We start from the raw sequence: 17846 nt of genomic DNA, 5'->3' as shown, positions 1-17846 counted from the left end.
CCCATGATGTCGCCGGTGGCCTCGCCCAGGCCGGACTCGTTGTTGGCGCCGCCGGGGGTGTACTGGTCGATGCCGTGGCCGAACTCGTGGCCGACCACGTCGATCGCCGCGATCCACTCGTTGGCCTGGCTGTGGCCGATGGATATCGTGCTGCCGTCCCAGTAGGCGTTGACGTCGTTGAGGCCGACCTTGACCGGCCAGCTGCCGCCGTTGCCGTTGTGCCCGTTGCGACCGAGCCAGTCGCGGAGCATGTCCCATTCCTTCTGGGCCGCGAACATCGCGTCGCCGCAGCCGGTCTCCTTGGTCGACGGGCTGCCGTTGCCCCAGGAGTCGCTGGACTTGGAGAAGACCTGCCCGGTGCTGTAGTCGGAGCACGACAGGCCGGGCCGGTTCGGGTCGCGCAGCGAGTACGAGCCGCCCGAGCTCGTGGTGCTGATGGTGACCGGGGCGGGGCCGTTCCACTTGCTGTTGATGGTGCCCGCACGGACGTCGTCGTAGCTGTCGAGCACCTCGCCGGTGGCCGCGTCCACGAAGACGTGCAGCGTGCTGGGCGCCGACGCGGTGCGGCCCTTGAGGACGGTCTCCCAGGCGAGCCGGCCGGTGCCGTCCTTGACCCGGACGACCAGGCGGGGGGAGTCCACCGAGTCCACGGTGGCCAGTTTCGTCCGGGCGGTCTTCTCCGCGTCCGCCGCGCTGACCTGCGGGGTGGTGGAGCCGCCGACGGGGCCGGTGGCGGCGGACTGCAGGGCGCGGACCTTGCCCTGGGAGTCGGCGAGGACGACCGCGTCGCCGCCGACCACGGGCAGGCCGTGGTAGCTGCGCTCGTAGGAGACGGAGTAGAGGCCGCCGAGCCAGGGGGTGACGGTCTTGCGCTCGTAGGTCTCGCCCGGGCCCTTGGCCAGCGCGTCCAGCCCGGCGTTCGCGGCCGCGTCGGCGGCGTTGACGGCGGCGGCCAGGGCGCTCGGCGGCGCCGAGGAGGGAGAGGGGGTGGGCGCGGCGGTGGCCGGGCCCGCGGCGGCGGCGATCATGCCGGCCAGCACGGTCAGGGTGGTCGCCGTGGTCAGCAACCTGCCTGCGGTGACTCTGCGTTGCATCGAGGCTCCTCGCATGTGGGGGTCCTCGACCGCGGACGGCAGGGGCTGGTGGCACACCGCGGGGCCGTATCAGGGGGACGGCCGTGCGGGCCGTCCGCGCTCGGGTGCCCGAACCCTCACACGACGTCATGCCCAGGTCAATGCCCGGTGCGCGCGGGGCAAGGGGTTGGCAAATTCCGTCAAGCCCGTCGGTCCGGCTTTGCGTCAAGCTGGGCTTTTCTTCAAGTGGTTGAGACCACCTCATGTACGAGGCGGGTGGCCATCGAGTACCGTCCTCCTGATCCGAGTCGTCGGAATCACTGGAATCGTCGACAGGCCCGGCGGCCGGCCGGGGACGACGCGCCCGGGGAGGCAGCCGTGCAGCGGAACCGTGTGGCCCCTGCGGCGGCGGTGCCGGCACCGCCGACCGGCCGGGGGCAGGACGCCTGGCGGGAGTTCGGCGCCCGGCTGCGGCACTGGCGGCGCCGGGCGGGCCTCACCCAGGCGCAGCTCGGCGCCGGGATCGGCTACGACCACACCGCGGTCAGCAAGATCGAGCACGGCGCCCGCCGGGTCACCCCCAGGGTCGCCGACCGGATCGACGACCTCCTCGGCGCCGCAGGGGAGTTGAGCGCCGCCTGTCAGCGCGCCGAGAACGCCGAACTGTGCGACCCGGACGCCATCTCGCCCGCCCTGCTCCGGCCCCCGCTGCCGGGCGGCGCACCGTCCGGCCCGCCCGCCCCGCCCCCGGCGCCCGCTCCGCCGCGACTGCCGGACTACGGGCTGCTCTGTCCGCTGCACGGCGCCGAGGGCTGCGCCGTCCCCGAGCCCGGAGAACTCGCGGCCCTGCACGCCGAGTTCTGCTCTGCCGAGGCGCTCGCCGACCCGGCCGCCGCCCGCCCGCTGGACGCCGTCACCGCACACGCCCTGACCGGGCTGCTCGCCGCCCGCCTGCGCTCTGGCGAGACCGGCGACCGCCCGGTCCTGGTCGCGGCCGTCGAGCGCACCCTGCGCGCGGTGCTCGCCAGGCTCGCCACCGCCCCCGCCGGGCAGCGCGGCCCGCTGGTCCGGCTGGCCGCCGAGCACGCCCACGCGGCCGGCGCGCTGCGGATGCAGGACGGCCGCAACGCCACCGCGATGGCCTGCTACGACCGCGCCCTCACCTGGGCCGGGCTGGCCGCGGACCGGGCCACCCAGGTCGGCACGCTCAGCGACATGAGCATCCTGGCCCGGCTGGACGGCGACCCGGTCGCCGCCCTCGGTTACGCCCGCGAGATCGAACGGGCCGCCCCGGACCGGCACTGGGCCGGTGCGATGGGCCGGATCAGCCGGGCCCGGGCGCACGCGCTCACCGGCGACGTGCGGGCGACCGTCCGGCAGATCGACCTGGCCCGGTCGCACCTGGACCACATCGGCGCGGAGGACGAGGTCGACGTGCCCTGGCTCTCCATCGCCTCGATGCGGATGCGGGTCGAGTCCGCCGCGGCCGCCGCGCTGCGCGACCTCGCCGCCGCCACCGACGACCCCCGGCTGGCCCGCCGGGCGCTGGACGCCACCGAGACCGCCCTCGGCCTGCTCGGCCCGGACCAACTGCCCTCCAGCCGTCTGCTCTTCATCGTCCGCGCGGCCGACTGCCACGTCTGCGCGCACGACCCGGCCACGGCCGTCGACCTGCTCGGCCCCGCCCTGGAGGCGACCGGCGCGACCGCGCTGCCCGCGCTGGTCGAGTACGAGCTGCGCGGTCTGCGCGACCGTCTCGCGGCGCACGCGCCCCGTGCCGCACACCGATGGGCGGAGCCGGCCCGCTCCTGACCCGGGGGCGCTCCTGGAGTCGCGTCGCCGGCCGTGGGATATGGCCGGATCGATAGCCGCGCGCGGCGGCGCAGAAGGGGCGCACATCAGCGCTCGAAGATCTGCACGACTGTTGTCGCACACCGTCAAGTCCCGCTTCTTCTCGACAATGCGCCCCCTTCGCGCCGCACAGACGTCAACTTCGTGCGCGTATAGTCCGCCGATCGGGTCATTCATGGAGTTAACACGTCGAATGACTGTCACGGCGCGCGTCGCCCGCTAGAGTCTCTGACGTTTCCAGTCGTTAGTCCGCGAAGAACGGGGGGCGCGTGCTGTCAGCCATTGCCCGCCGGCTCGCCCATCCGCTGCTGCTCCTGGGTGTGCTGTGCACAGCCGTCGCGACCCTGCACTTCCGCTGGGGGCCGGACCGGGTCTCCCCGCTCTTCCTGATCGCCGTCCTCGTCTACCTGGCGGTGCTGGAACGGGTGATCCCGTACCGGACCGACTGGCATCCGAGCCGACGTGAACTCGGCTGGTACAGCGTCTACTTCGCGCTGAGCATGGTCGGCGGCGCACTGGCCCAGGGGCTGGTGGCGACGCTGGTGCAGGTGCTCGGCCCGGCCCACCCGGCGCTGCCGTTCGCGGTGGAGATCCCACTCGCGCTGCTGGTCGGCTCGCTCGGCGACTACCTCGTGCACCGCTGGTCCCACCGCAACAGGTGGCTCTGGCGGCTGCACGGGGTGCACCACGTCCCGGACAAGGTGAACGTCGCGAACAACGGCGTGAATCATTTCCTGGACGTGTTCGTCGCGCAGTCCGTGGTGCAACTGTCGCTGGCGCTGATCGGATTCTCGGCGGATTCAGTGTTCGTGGTCGGAATATTCGTCCTGGCTCAGGGGTATTTCGTCCACGCCAACATCGAAGTCCGCATCGGTCCGCTCGGCCACGTCCTGGCCGGGCCGGAACTCCACCGCCTGCACCACAGCACCGACCTCGCCGAAGCCGGCCACTACGCCTCCGACCTCTCGCTCTGGGACCACGTGTTCGGGAGCTTCACCTGGCGGCCCGGCCGAGTGCCGAAGGCCGTCGGCCTCACCGACCCGGCCGCGTTCCCCGCCACCGGCGAACTCGGCGCCACCCTGCTGCACCCCTGGCGCCGGGCGAAGACCACCGAGCAGTCCGTCTGACACCCGGCCCGAGCGGCCGCTCCCACCTGCCCGTGTCCCCGGCGCCACGCCATCACCACCCCGGATTGGATCATGACCTCCTCGCCCTTCGCCGTGCCCCGCGAACGCATCGCGATCACCGGTATCGGCTGCCGCCTGCCGGGACACGCCAACGACCACCGGTCCTACTGGCGCAACCTGATCGAGGGCCGGGACTGTCTCACCGAGACGCCCGCCGACCGCTACGACACCGGCACCCTGGGCAGCAGGGACCGGGCCAAGTCGGGGCGGCTGATCGGCGGCCGGGGCGGCTACATCGACGGCTTCGACACCTTCGACCCGGACTTCTTCGGGATCAGCCCGCGCGAGGCCGAACACATGGACCCGCAGCAGCGCAAGCTCCTGGAGGTCAGCTGGGAGGCCCTGGAGGACGGCGGCCTGCGCCCCGGCGAGCTGGCCGGCCGGGAGGTCGGCGTCTACATGGGCGCCTTCACCCTCGACTGGAAGATCCTCCAGTTCGCCGACCTCGACTTCGCCACCATCGCGGCGCACACCGCCACCGGCACCATGATGACGATGGTGTCCAACCGGATCTCGCACTGCTTCGACTTCCGCGGGCCGAGCGTCTCGATCGACACCGCGTGCAGCTCCTCGCTGGTCGCGGTCCACCTCGCCTGCCAGAGCCTGCTCCGCGGCGAGACCGAACTCGCCCTGGCCGGCGGCGCGTTGCTGCACATGGCGCCGCAGTACACGATCGCCGAGACCAAGGGCGGCTTCCTCTCCGCGGACGGCCGCTCGCGCGCCTTCGACGCCTCCGCGGACGGCTACGTCCGGGCCGAGGGCGTCGGCGTGGTCGTGCTCAAGCGGCTCTCCGACGCGCTGCGCGACGGGGACCCGGTGCACGCCGTCATCCTCGGCACCGGCGTCAACCAGGACGGCCGCACCAACGGCATCACCGTCCCCAGCGCGGACGCCCAGGTCACCCTGATCGAGCGGGTCTGCGCCGAGGCCGGGGTGCTGCCCGGCAGCCTCCAGTACGTCGAGGCGCACGGCACCTCCACCCCGGTCGGCGACCCGATCGAGGCCGCCGCCCTCGGCCGGGTGCTCGGCGTCGGACGCCGCGCCGGGGACCGCTGCTACGTCGGCTCGGTCAAGACCAACATCGGGCACACCGAGGCGGCGGCCGGCGTCGCCGGGCTGATCAAGACCGCGCTCGCGATCAAGCACCGCCGCATCCCGCCGCACCTCAACCTGGAGCGGCCCAACCCCGGCATCGACCTCGACGCGCTGCCGTTCGAGATCCCGACCGCCCCGGTGGACTGGCCCGAGCACCGGGGCCCGGCCCGGGCCGGCGTCAACTCCTTCGGCTTCGGCGGCACCAACGCCCACGTCCTGCTGGAGGAGCCGCCGCGGCCCGGGCCCGCCGCACCGGTGGCCGAGCCGGCCCGCACGGTGCTGCCGCTGAGCACCAAGGACGCCGCCGGACTGCCCGAACTGGCCGCTGCCGTACGGCAGGAGCTCGCCGGCGGGTCGTCTCTCGCCGACCTCGGCCACACCCTGGCGCACCGCCGCCAGCACCTGCCCGAGCGGCTCGGAGTGGTCTACTCCAGCCGGGAGGACCTGGACGAGGCGCTGGCCGCGTACGAGCGCGGCGAGGAGCACCCGCGGGTGGTCCAGGGCCACGCCCGGGAGCGCCGGCAGCGCCGGCTGGCCTGGGTGTTCACCGGCATGGGCCCGCAGTGGTGGGGCATGGGCCGGGGGCTGTACGAGCACGAGCCGGTCTACCGGGAGGCCGTGCGGGCCGTCGACCGGGAGATCCGCGCGCAGGCCGGCTGGTCGCTGCTGACCGAGCTGGACCGCGACGAGGCGGACTCCCGGATGGCCGAGACCTGGCTGGCCCAGCCCGCCAACTTCGCCGTCCAGGTGGGGCTTTCGGCGCTCTGGCGGAGCCACGGCCTGCGCCCCGACGCGGTGGTCGGCCACAGCACCGGCGAGGTCGCCGCCTTCCACGAGGCCGGGGTCTACGACCTGGCCGACGCCGTCCGGGTGGTGCTCGCCCGCAGCCGGCTCCAGCAGCGCCTGGCCGGCACCGGCACCATGCTCGCGGTCGGCCTGCCGGAGGCCGAGGCGGAGCGCCGGATCCGCTCGTACCGCTCCCAGATCTCGCTCGGCGCGGTCAACAGCCCCTCCGCGGTGACCCTGGCCGGGGACGCCGAGGCCCTCGGCGAACTGGCCGAGGAGCTGCGCGAGCAGGGCGTCTTCGCCCGCCTGCTGGACGTCGAAGTCCCGTACCACAGCGTGCGGATGGACCCGATCCGCGGCGAGCTGGTGGCCGCGCTCGCCGCCATCAAGCCCCAGGCGGCCCGGCTGCCGCTCTACCTCACCGCCCGCGAGGGGCTCGCCCGCGGGCCGGAGCTGGACGGCGAGTACTGGTGGCAGAACGTCCGCAACCCGGTGCGCTTCCGGGCCGCCGTCGAGCGGATGGCCGAGGACGGGCACGGGCTGTTCCTGGAGCTCGGCCCGCACCCGGTGCTCGGCCACGCGATCCGCGAGTGCGCGGAGCAGGCGCACACCCTGCCGTCGATCCGCCGGCAGCAGGACGAGCCCGAGCGCCTCGCCCGCAGCCTCGCCGAACTGCACACCCTCGGCGTCGAGTTGAGCTGGGACGCGCTGCACCCGGCCGGCCGCCCGGTGCCGCTGCCGGCCTACCCGTGGCGGCGCGACCGGTACTGGGTGGAGCCCAAGCCGGTCGAGCAGGTCCGGCTCGGGCGGCTGGACCACCCGCTGCTCGGCCGCCGCACCGCGAGTGCCCAGCCCGGCTGGACCGGCACCCTCGACCCCGAGCGGCTGCCCTACCTGACCGACCACCGGATCGAGGGCCAGGTGGTCTTCCCGGCCGCCGGGTACCTGGAGATGGCCGCCCAGGCCGTCCGCACCCTGACCGGCGGCACCGAGGTGACGCTGGCCGAGATCGAGCTGAACCGGGCGCTGTTCCTCTCCGAGACCGAGCCCGTCCCCGTCCAGCTCGGCTACGCGCCGGAGGACGCCCGCTTCACCATCGCCTCCACCCCGGCCGGCGGCGAGCCGACCGTGCACGCGGGCGGCCGGGTCCGCACCGGCCAGCGCCGCTCCTACGGCCCCGCACCGGACCTGGACGCCCTGCGCGCCCGGGGGCGGCACCTGGACGGCCCGGACTGCTACCGGCAGCTGGCCGAACGCGGCTACGACTACGGCCCCGCCTTCCAGGCCATCGCCGAGGTGTGGGCGGGCCCCGGCGAGGCGCTGGCCCGGATCCGGCCGACCACCCAGCTCGGCCCGGACGCGGCCGACCACCACCTCCACCCGGTGCTGCTGGACGGCTGCTTCCAGACCCTGCTCACCACCCGGCTGGCGGTGCCCGAGGGCGGCAGCGTCCGGCTGCCCGTCTCGATCGCCGAGGTCCGGCTCGACGCGATCGGCGACCGCCCGCTCTGGGTGCACGCCACCGTCACCCGGGACAGCGGCGAGGAACTCGTCGGCGACCTCGCGCTCTACACCGAGGACGGCACCCCGGTCGGCCGGGTCACCGGCTTCCGGGTCGCCGACGTCGCCCAGGCCCCGGCCTCCGTCGGGCTGTCCACCATCGACGGCTGGCTCACCGAGGTCGACTGGGTGGCCGCCGCCGAGGCGCCCCTCGACGAGACCCCCGGCGACCTGTTGCTCTTCGCCGACGAGGGCGGCCTCGGCGACCGCCTGGCGGCCCTGGCCGCCGGGCGCGGCGCCCGCTGCCACCTGGTCCGGCCCGGAGACGAGTACCGGCACGGTGAGGGGCACTCGACCGTCCGGCCCGACTCCGCCGAGGACGTCCGGCGGCTGCTCGCCGACCTCGACCCAGCCTTCGGCACCGTCGTCCACCTCTGGAACCTCGACCAGCCCGCGCTGGCCGCCACCACCGCCGACCGGCTCGGCCCGCTCGCGACCCTCGGCGCCTACTCCCTGATCACCCTCGCCCAGGCCCTGCCCGCCGCCCGCCCGGACGGCCGGCTGCACATCGTCACCCGGGGCACCCAGCCCGCCGCCCCCGGCGACCGGGTCGAACCGCTCGGCGCCCCTGCCTGGGGCATCGGCCGGGTGCTGTGGCAGCAGGAGCTGGTCGCCCAGCGCGGCACCCTGATCGACCTCGACCCGGCCGTCGACGCCGCCGAGCAGGCCGAGGCGCTGCTCGCCGAACTCGCGGCCCGGGACGAGCAGGAGATCGCGCTGCGGGCCGGCGGCCGGCTCACCAGCCGGCTGCGGCAGGCCGAGGGCCTCACCCGCCCGCTGCCGCCGGTCCTCCGCCCCGACGGCAGCTACCTGGTCACCGGCGCCTTCGGCGCGCTCGGCCGATTGCTCTGCCGCACCCTCGTACGGCGCGGCGCCCGGCGGCTGATCCTGGTCGGCCGCACCGCCCTGCCGGAGCGCTCGGAGTGGGCGTACACCGACCCGGACACCCCCGTCGGCGAGCGGATCGCCTTCCTGCGCGAACTCCAGGCGCTCGGCGCCGAACCGCTGCTCGCCCCGGTCGACGTCACCGACGAGGCCGCCCTCGCGGGCTGGCTCGCCGACTACCGGCAGCGCCAACTCCCGCCGATCCGTGGCGTGTTCCACCTCGCCGGGCAGGTCAAGGACACCCTGCTGGCCCAGATGGACCGTCCGGCCTTCGACGCCGGCTACGGCCCCAAGGTGGTCGGCGGCCACCTGCTGCACCGGCTGCTGAGCGACGAACCGCTCGACCACTTCGTGCTGTTCGCCTCCGTCGCCTCGCTGCTCACCACCGCCGGACAGACCAACTACGCGGCGGGCAACGCCTTCCTGGACGCCCTGGCCCACCACCGCAGGGCCGAGGGGCTGCCCGGGCTCAGCCTGGACTGGGGCCCGTGGGCCACCGGCATGATCGAGGAGCTGGGCCTGGTCGCCCACTACCGCGACGCCCGCGGCATGAGCTCGCTGCCGCCGGACGCCGGAACGGCCGTCCTGGAGCGCGTCCTCGGCCAGGACCGCGCCCAGCTGCTGGTCGCCACCGTGGTCGACTGGCCGACCTTCCTCGCCTGGTACCCGGCGCCGCCGCCGCTGGTCGCCGACCTCGCGGCGAGCGCCGCCGAGCAGGCCCCGGCCGAGACCGGCGGCTTCCTGGACGCCTACCGCGCGGCCGACCCGCAGGCCCGCCGGGAGCTGGTGGCAGAGCGGCTGACCGCCGCCGCCGCGGCCGTGCTGCGGATCGCCGCCGAACGGATCGACGCCGACACGAGACTCGGCGCGCACGGCCTGGACTCGCTGCTCGCCATGGAGCTGCGCGCCCGGGTGCACGGCGAACTGGGCGTCGCCCTGCCGGTGGTGGCCCTGCTCAGCAACGGCAGCCTCGGCGACCTGGTCGACCTGCTCACCGAGGGCCTGGCCGAGCGGCTCGCCGCCGCCGGCGGCCCGGCCGAGGCCGAGGTGGAGCTGTACGCCGACGAGTCCCGCTTCCCGCTCACCCACAACCAGCAGGCGCTCTGGTTCCTGCGCCTGCTGCACCCGGACGGCTTCGCGTACAACATCGGCGGCGCCGTGGAGGTCCGCGCGGAGCTCGACCCGGAGCTGATGTTCGGGGCCTTCCGGTTCCTGGTCGCCCGGCACCCCGAGCTGCGCGCCGCCTTCACCGCCGAGGAGGGCCGCCCGGTCCAGCGCATCCGGGAGGAGGTCGAGGCCGACACCGGGCTGTTCGACGTCGAGGGCCGGCCGTGGGAGGAGATCCACGACCTGATCGTCCGCGAGTACCGGCGGCCGTACGACCTCGCCGAGGACCCGCTGGTCCGGCTGCGGCTGTTCCGGCGCGGGCCGGACCGCTGGGTGCTGATGAAGGCCGTCCACCACATCGTCTCGGACGCGATCTCCACCTTCACCTTCATCGAGGAGCTGTTCGAGGTCTACGAGGCGCTGCGCCAGGGCCGTACCCCGGAGCTGCCCCCGGTGCCCGCCCGCTACCTGGACTTCCTCAACCGCCAGAACCGCTTCCTGGCCGGGCCCGAGGCCCGGCGGATGCTCGACTACTGGCGCGGCCACCTGCCGGCCGAGATGCCGGTGCTGGCGCTGCCCACCGACAAGCCGCGCCCGGCCGTGCAGACCCACAACGGCGCCTCCGAGTTCTTCCAGCTGGACGCCGAACTCACCGCCCGGGTACACGAGTTGGCCCGTGTCAACGGCGCCACCCCGTTCATGGTGCTGCTCAGTGCCTACTACCTGCTGCTGCACCGCTGGTCCGGGCAGCCGGACATCGTGGTCGGCAGCCCGGTCACCGGCCGCACCCAGGAGGAGTTCGCCTCGGTCTACGGCTACTTCGTCAACCCGCTGCCGCTGCACGTGAGCCTGGCCGGGGAGCCGACCGTGGCCGACCTGCTGGCCCGGGTGCGGGAGAGCGTGCTCGGCGGGCTGGACAACCAGGAGTACCCCTTCCCGCTGCTGGTCGAGCAGTTGGGGCTCCAGCACGACCCGAGCCGCTCCGCGGTGTTCCAGGCGATGTTCATCCTGCTCACCCACAAGGTCGCCGTGGAGCGCTTCGGCTACCGCCTGGAGTACATCGAACTCCCGGAGGAGGAAGGCCAGTTCGACCTCACGCTGTCCGCTTACGAGGACCGCGCGGACGGCTGCTTCCACTGCGTCTTCAAGTACAACTCCGACCTCTTCGAGCCCGCCACCGTCCAGCGGCTGGCCGCGCACTACCGCAACCTGCTGGACGCCATGACCCGCGCCGCCGAGGGCGAGCCGGTCGGGCGGCTGCGGATGCTGGGCGAGGCCGAACGGCGGGAGATCCTCACCGGCTTCAGCGGCGCCGAGCGCCGGATCGAGCACGACACCCCGGTGCCGGAGCTGATCGCCAAGGCCGCCGCCGAGCGGCCGGAGGCGGTCGCGGTGGTCGCGCCCGGCCGGGACGGCGTCCGCCGGCTGACCTACGGCGAACTGGACCGGCAGTCCCAGCGCACCGCCGTACGGCTGCGCGAACTCGGCGTCGGCGAGGGCTCGGTGGTCGCGGTCTGCCTGGACAAGTCGCCCGAGCTGATCAGCACCCTGCTGGCGATCTGGCGGGCCGGCGCCGCCTACCTGCCGCTCGACCCCGGGCACCCGGCCGACCGGCTCGCCCACCAGGTCACGGACGCCGGAGCGGCGCTGGTGGTGGTCGACCAGCGGCGCCCGCTCCCGGCCGACCTGCCCGCCACACCGGTCACCCTGGAGGAGCTGGACCGGCCCGTGCTGGGGGGCGCCGTACCGCTGCCCGCCGCCGACCCGGACCGGGCCGCCTACCTGATCCACACCTCGGGCTCCACCGGCCGTCCGAAGGGGGTCCGGGTCGACCACCGCAACCTGGCCGCCGTCACCGCCGGCTGGCGCGCCGAGTACCGGCTGGACACCGAGGTCCGGGTGCACCTCCAGATGGCCGGCACCGCCTTCGACGTCTTCTCCGGCGACCTCGCCCGGGCGCTCAGCACCGGCGGCACCCTCGTCCTGGTCGACCGCGAGCTGCTCTTCGACACCGCCCGGCTGTACCGGGTGATGCGCGAGGAGGCCGTGGACGGCGGCGAGTTCGTGCCCGCCGTGGCCCGCGCGCTGCTGGCCCACTGCGAGCGCGAGGGCCTGCCGCTGGACTTCCTGCGGCTGCTGATCGTCGGCTCCGACTCCTGGAAGGCCGCCGAGCACCAGCGGGTGCGCGCCCTGTGCGGCCCGCGGACCCGGCTGGTCAACTCCTACGGGCTGACCGAGGCCAGCGTCGACAGCACCTACTACGAGGGCGCCACCGACCGGCTGGAACCCGGCCGGATGGTGCCGATCGGCCGCCCGTTCCCGAACAGCGCCGTGTACGTCCTGGACCCGTACGGCGAGCCCGTCCCGGTCGGCGTGCCCGGCGAACTGTGGATCGGCGGCGCGGGCGTCGCGGCCGGCTACCCCAACGACCCGGAGCAGACCGCCCGGCGCTTCGTCACCCTGGACCTCGACGGCACGCCCGCGCGGCTCTACCGCACCGGCGACCTCGGCCACTGGGACGCCGCGGGCACGGTGCACCTGCTCGGCCGGATCGACAACCAGGTCAAGGTCCGCGGCCACCGGATCGAGCTGGGCGAGATCGAGGCCCACCTCACCGCCCGCCCGGAACTCGCCCAGGCCTGCGTGGCCGTCCGCCAGGATGCCCGGGGCGAGGCCGTCCTCGCCGCCTACGTGGTGCCCGCCGAGGGCACCGTGCTGGACCGCCGCGAACTGCGCCGCCACCTGGCCGAGCACCTGCCCACCGTGATGATCCCCTCCTACCTCACCGAACTGCCCGCCCTGCCGCTCACCCCGAACGGCAAGGTCGACCTCGCGGCCCTGCCCGAGCCCAAGGCCGACACCGCCGGGGCCCAGCACGAACCGCCCGTCACGCTCTACGAGACCAGCGTCGCCGAGCACTGGCGGAACCTGCTCGGCCTGGACGAAGTCGGCCTCCAGCACGACTTCTTCGAACTCGGCGGCAGCTCGATCCGGCTCATCGAGCTGATCCACCACCTCCAGAGCGAGTTCAACATCAGCATCCCGGTCGGCCTGCTGTTCAAGGTCACCACCCTGCACGGCATGGCCCGCACCGTCGAGCAGATCATCACCGGCGAGGTGGCCGGCGGCGAGCCCTACCTCTGGTTCAACGCCGGAGCGCCCGAGGAGCACACGGTCTTCTGCTTCCCGCCGGCCGGCGGCCACGGGCTGGTCTACCGGCAGCTCGCCGCGCACCTGCCGGAACACCGGATCGCCTCCTTCAACTACCTGACCGGCGACGACAAGACCGCCCGCTACGCGGACCTGGCCGAGGAGCTGCACGCCGCCGGACCGTACGTCCTGCTCGGCTACTCGCTCGGCGGCAACCTCGCCTTCGAGGTGGCCAAGGAGCTGGAGCGGCGCGGACGCACGGTGGCCTCGGTGCTGATGGTGGACGCCTACCGGGTCACCGAGGCCTTCGACCTCGGCGAGGAGCACCTGGCCGTCTTCGAACGCGAACTCCACGAGCACCTCCACCGCCACACCGGCTCGCGGATCGTCGCCCAGGAGACCCTCGAACAGGCCAGGGACTACCTGGAGTTCAGCAGCCGGACGCCCAACACCGGAACGGTCAGGGCCCAGCTGGACGTGGTCTGCGAGCGCGACCGGCTCTCCGTGCACGTGGGCGGCGAACCGGGCTCCTGGCACGGCGCCTCCACCACGGGCACCGCGGTGTACGTCGGGCACGGCGCCCACGCCGAGATGCTCGACGGGGACTTCGCCGCCCGCAACGCCGAACTGGCGGGCGCCATCCTGGCCGGGGGCACCGCCGATGGCCGCGGCTGACCGCGGGCCGGACTGGTCCGGCAGGGAGCGGGCCGCCGGCGGCCCGCCCCGGGTGATCGTGATCGGGGCCGGCCTGGCCGGCCTCGCCACCGGCTGCTACGCCCAGATGAGCGGCCTGGAGACCCGGATCTTCGAGAAGCACGTGCTGCCCGGCGGCTGCTGCACCGCGTGGTCCCGGCACGGCTACCTGTTCGACTACTGCATCGACTGGCTGATCGGCACCGCCGAGGGCACCGGCGCGCACCAGGTCTGGAGCGAACTCGGCGCCCTGGACGGCAAGTCGGTGACCCGCTTCGACACCTTCAACCGGGTGGTCGACGAACACGGCCGGGCCGTCACCTTCTACGGCGACCCGAACCGGCTCGAGGCCCACCTGCTGGCCCTCGCGCCCGGCGACGCCAAGCCGATCCGGGCCTTCTGCCGCGACCTGCGCCGCTACGCCGCGATGGAGCTGCCCTGGGAGCTCACCCCGCCGCCGCTGCGCACCACGGCGGAGCGGCTGCGCACCCTGCGTGCCGTCCTGCCCGCGTTCCGGCTGTTCTGGCGCACCGCGACCACTCCGATGAGCGGCTTCGCCGAGCGCTTCCAGGACCCGCTGCTGCGGCGGGCCTTCCCCAACATGTTCCTCCAGGAGCCCGAGGGCTTCCCGCTGCTGCCGTACCTCTACACCCTGGCGGCCGCCCACAACGGCAACGCGGGCTTCCCGCAGGGCGGTTCACTCGGGCTGGCGCGCTCGGTCGAGGAGCGCTACACCGCGCTCGGCGGGGTGATCGGCTACCGCTGCCGGGTCGAGCGCGTCCTGATCGAGGACGGGCGTGCGATCGGGGTGGAACTCAAGGACGGCACCCGGCACTTCGCCGACCACGTGGTGGCCGCCTGCGACGGCCCGACGGTGCTCGAACGGCTGCTGGAGGGCCGCTACTCCAGCCCCGCCACCGAGAAGCTGTACGGCGAACTGCTCGACAAGCCGGGCAACCTGTACCCGGCCGTGGTCTCCGCCTTCGTCGGCATCGACGGACCGCTGCCCGCGGGCGAGCCGCACAGCACCACCTACCTGCTGACGCCCGAGGACGGCGAGCGGCTGCCCGGCTCGCTCCAGCGCAGCCTGGTGGTGCAGCTGCGGTCCTCCTACGCGGACGGCTTCGCGCCGCCCGGCAAGTCGGTGCTGCACTGCACCTACTTCAGCGACTACCGCTCCTGGAAGGACCTGCGGACCGGCGACCGCCGGGCCTACCGGGCGCGCAAGCAGGAAGTCGCCTCGTTCGTCCGGGAGTTCCTGGAGCGGACGTACCCCGGTCTCGGCGGGCGGATCGAACTCGTGGACGTGGCCTCGCCGGTGACCACCGAGCGGTTCACCGGCAACACCTACGGCAGCATCCTCGCCTGGCAGGCCTTCTCCGAGGCCGAGGACGCCGCCAACCGGCTGGTCAACAAGGACCGGATGCGGCTGCCCGGGCTGAGCGGCTTCTCCATGGCGGGCCAGTGGACCGCGCTCGGCGGGCTGATCCGGGCCGCCACCAGCGGACGGTTCGCCGCGCAGTACCTCTGCCGGGAGCTCGGCCGGCCGTTCCGGGCCTGGCCCAGCGACAACCGGGAACCCTGGCACGCGGGCAAGTGGGGCCGCCTGCCGCAACTCGACCGCGCCACCGTGGGAGCGCCGGACGTGGGAGTGCCGGAGGCAGGAGTGGCGGAAGTGGGTGTGGCGGAGTGAGCGGGACGACGACCGGCGGCCGGCAGAGCATGGTCATCATCGGCGGCGGGCTCGGCGGGCTCTCCACCGGCTGCTTCGCGCAGATGAACGGCTACCGCACCCGGATCCTGGAGATGCACGAGATCCCCGGCGGCTGCTGCACCGGCTGGGACCGGGGCGAGTTCACCTTCGACTGCTGCATCAGCTGGCTGCTGGGCAGCGGTCCGGGCAACGAGATGCACCAGATCTGGCTCGAACTCGGCGCACTGCAGGGCAAGCGGATGCGCAACTTCGACGTCTTCAACGTGGTGCGCACCCGGGACGGCCGGGCGGTCTACTTCTACTCCGATCCGGACCGGCTGGAGGCCCACCTGCTGGACCTGGCCCCGGAGGACGCCCGGCAGATCCGGCAGTTCTGCGCCGGGCTGCGCAAGTTCCGCCTGGCGCTGGCCCGTTACCCCTTCCTCAAGCCGGTCGGGCTGATGGGGCGGTGGGAGCGGACGCGGATGCTGGCCTCCTTCCTGCCGTACTTCAACGTGATCCGGCGCTCGATCACGGTGCTGATGAGCGACTACTCGGCGAAGTTCCGCAGCCCGCTGCTGCGCGAGGCGTTCAACTTCATCCTGTACGAGAAGCACCCCAACTTCCCGGTGCTGCCCAACTACTTCCAACTCGCCTGCCACGCCGGGCAGTCGGCCGGGGTGCCGGAGGGCGGATCGCTCGGGCTGGCCACCTCGATCGAGCAGCGCTACCGGCGGCTGGGCGGCGAGATCACGTACAACACCAAGGTGACCGGGATCCTGATCGAGGACGACCGGGCCGTGGGGGTGCGGCTGAGCGACGGCCAGGAGGTGCGGGCGGACATCGTGGTGGCCGCCTGCGACGGCCGGACGACCATGATGGACCTGCTCAAGGGCCGCTACCTGAGCGACACCTACCGCCGGCTGTACACCCAGACCATCACCGAGCCGGGCATGGTCTTCCCCGGCTACGTGACCGTCTTCCTCGGCCTGCGCCGGCCCTTCCCGGCCGGGGACCCGTGCACCACCTACCTGCTGGAGGACGAGGTCGCCGAGCGGCTCACCGGCATCCGGCACCCGAGCATCAACGTCCAGTTCCGCAGCCGCCACTACCCGGAGCTGTCGCCCGCCGACACCACCGTGGTGTACGCCAGCTACTTCTGCGACATCGCGCCCTGGCGGGAGCTGAGCACCGGGCCGGAGCAGGAGCCCCGGGTGCGGCGCGGCGAGGAGCTGCACACCCTGCCGGTCGGCCGGGGGCGGGAGTACCAGCGGGCGAAGCGCCGGGTGCGCGACACCATCGTCGAGTACCTGGACGGCCACCACCCCGGGCTGCGGGACGCGGTGGCGGTCAAGGACGTCTCCACCCCGCTCACCCAGGTCCGCTACACCGGGAACTACAACGGGACGGTGCTGGGCTGGCAGCCCTTCGTGGAGAGCGGCGAGACCCTGGAGGAGGAGGTCAAGCGCAACGGCCCGGGGCTGCCCGGCCTCGCGAACTTCTACCTCTCCGGGGTCTGGGCGACGACCGGCGGGCTGATCCGGGCGGCGGCGGCCGGCCGGCACGTCGTCCAGTTCATCTGCCGGGACGACGGCAGGCCCTTCAGGGCCGAGGTGGACGACAGCGCACCGCCGCCCACCCTGCTCATCGAACCGGTCGGCCCCGCCGACCGCCAGTTTGGAGTCACCTCGTGAGGATCGAGAAGTGGGTCGTGCGGGAGCACGTGGACGGCGTGCCGGACGTCGAGCGGATGTACCGGAAGGTCGTGGAGGAGGTGGACGTCCGGCTCGCGGTGGACGAGATGCTGCTGCGCACCCGGTACGTCTCGGTCGACCCGTACCTCCAGGGCATCGCGCTGGACACGCCGATCGGCGACCACATGGGCGCGGACTCGATCATGGAGGTGGTGGAGGCCGGGCCCGCCGCGCGCTTCGGCGTCGGCGACCTGGTGCAGGGCTTCGGCGGCTGGCGCACCCACCTGGTCAGCACCGGCGCGCCGAGCTTCTGGCAGACCGGGACCTTCCCGATGGTCTTCCCGGCCTTCCGCCGGCTGGACCCCGCCGACTACGGCGATGACCTGCCGCTGACCACCGCGCTCGGCATCCTGGGCGGGCCCGGGATGACGGCCTGGGGGACGGTGGAGAAGTTCCTCGACGTGCGCCCCGGGTCGACGGTGCTGGTCAGCGGGGCCTCCGGGGCGGTCGGCTCGCTGGTCGGGCAGCTGGCCAGGCACCGGGGCGCCCGGGTGATCGGCACCACGGCCTCGCCGGAGAAGGCGGAGCGGCTGTGGGAGCTGGGCTTCGAGGGGGTGCTGCTGTACCGCGACGGCGACGCGCCGGAGCGGCTGCGGAAGGAGTTGGCCGAGCTGGCGCCGGAGGGCATCGACCGGTACTTCGACAGCCTCGGCGGGGCGCTCACCGACGTGGTCTTCGGGATGCTCGCGGTGGAGAGCCGGGTGGCCGTCTGCTGGCAGTGGGGGAGCCAGGTCGGCGGGGACTGGGCGGGGCCGCGGCTGCTGCCGATGATCATGTTCCCGCGCACCACGATCCGCGGCATCTTCTCGCTGGAGTGGTTCACCGAGGAGAACTGGGCCGCGCTGCGGCGGGACCTCGGGGCGCTGGTCCGTAGCGGGGAGCTGGCGTACCAGGAGACGCTGCACCGGGGGTTCGACAGCATCCCGGCGGCCTACCGCGGCCTCTACCTGGACCGTTCGGCGAACCGGGGGAAGGTGCTGGTCGAGCTCTGAGCGGACGGATGTGCGGCAGG

7 protein-coding genes are annotated in these 17846 nt (G+C 73.7%); 6 read left to right on the top strand and 1 reads right to left on the bottom strand.

What is annotated here, in order from left to right; genetic code table 11:
- The coding region (locus ACFCY1_RS20600) for a M4 family metallopeptidase (protein WP_375875495.1) at positions 1-1094 on the bottom strand (1094 nt) is incomplete at its 3' end.
- 357 nt (positions 1095-1451) lie between these two features.
- Between ACFCY1_RS20600 and ACFCY1_RS20595 the strand changes: the two genes are divergently transcribed.
- The 6 genes from ACFCY1_RS20595 to ACFCY1_RS20570 all read left to right on the top strand — a co-directional run bounded on the left by ACFCY1_RS20595 (position 1452) and on the right by ACFCY1_RS20570 (position 17826).
- Positions 1452-2885 carry a helix-turn-helix domain-containing protein gene (locus ACFCY1_RS20595; RefSeq protein WP_375875494.1) on the top strand — a complete coding sequence of 478 codons (1434 nt, stop codon included), beginning with the start codon at positions 1452-1454 and terminating at the stop codon, positions 2883-2885.
- 308 nt (positions 2886-3193) lie between these two features.
- A complete protein-coding gene (locus tag ACFCY1_RS20590) occupies positions 3194-4051 on the top strand; it encodes a sterol desaturase family protein (RefSeq protein ID WP_234348325.1) in 858 nt (285 codons plus the stop codon).
- 72 nt (positions 4052-4123) lie between these two features.
- On the top strand, positions 4124-13369 hold the full coding sequence (locus ACFCY1_RS20585) for an amino acid adenylation domain-containing protein (protein WP_375875493.1): 9246 nt from the start codon (positions 4124-4126) through the stop codon (positions 13367-13369).
- Complete coding sequence (locus ACFCY1_RS20580; protein WP_375875492.1) at positions 13356-15080, top strand: phytoene desaturase family protein; 1725 nt, start codon at positions 13356-13358, stop codon at positions 15078-15080. Before ACFCY1_RS20585 ends, ACFCY1_RS20580 begins: the two co-directional genes overlap by 14 nt.
- A gap of 29 nt (positions 15081-15109) precedes the next feature.
- Entirely contained in the window at positions 15110-16774 is a 1665-nt protein-coding gene (locus ACFCY1_RS20575) for a phytoene desaturase family protein (protein WP_375875498.1), read from the top strand.
- Positions 16771-17826, top strand: a complete 1056-nt coding sequence (locus ACFCY1_RS20570) for an MDR family NADP-dependent oxidoreductase (protein WP_375875491.1) — start codon at positions 16771-16773, stop codon at positions 17824-17826. Before ACFCY1_RS20575 ends, ACFCY1_RS20570 begins: the two co-directional genes overlap by 4 nt.
- Positions 17827-17846: the final 20 nt, after the last annotated feature.

It is taken from the genome of Kitasatospora sp. NPDC056273 (assembly GCF_042268845.1).
Taxonomy (GTDB): domain Bacteria; phylum Actinomycetota; class Actinomycetes; order Streptomycetales; family Streptomycetaceae; genus Kitasatospora.
This window is presented reverse-complemented; position numbering and strand designations above follow the sequence as displayed.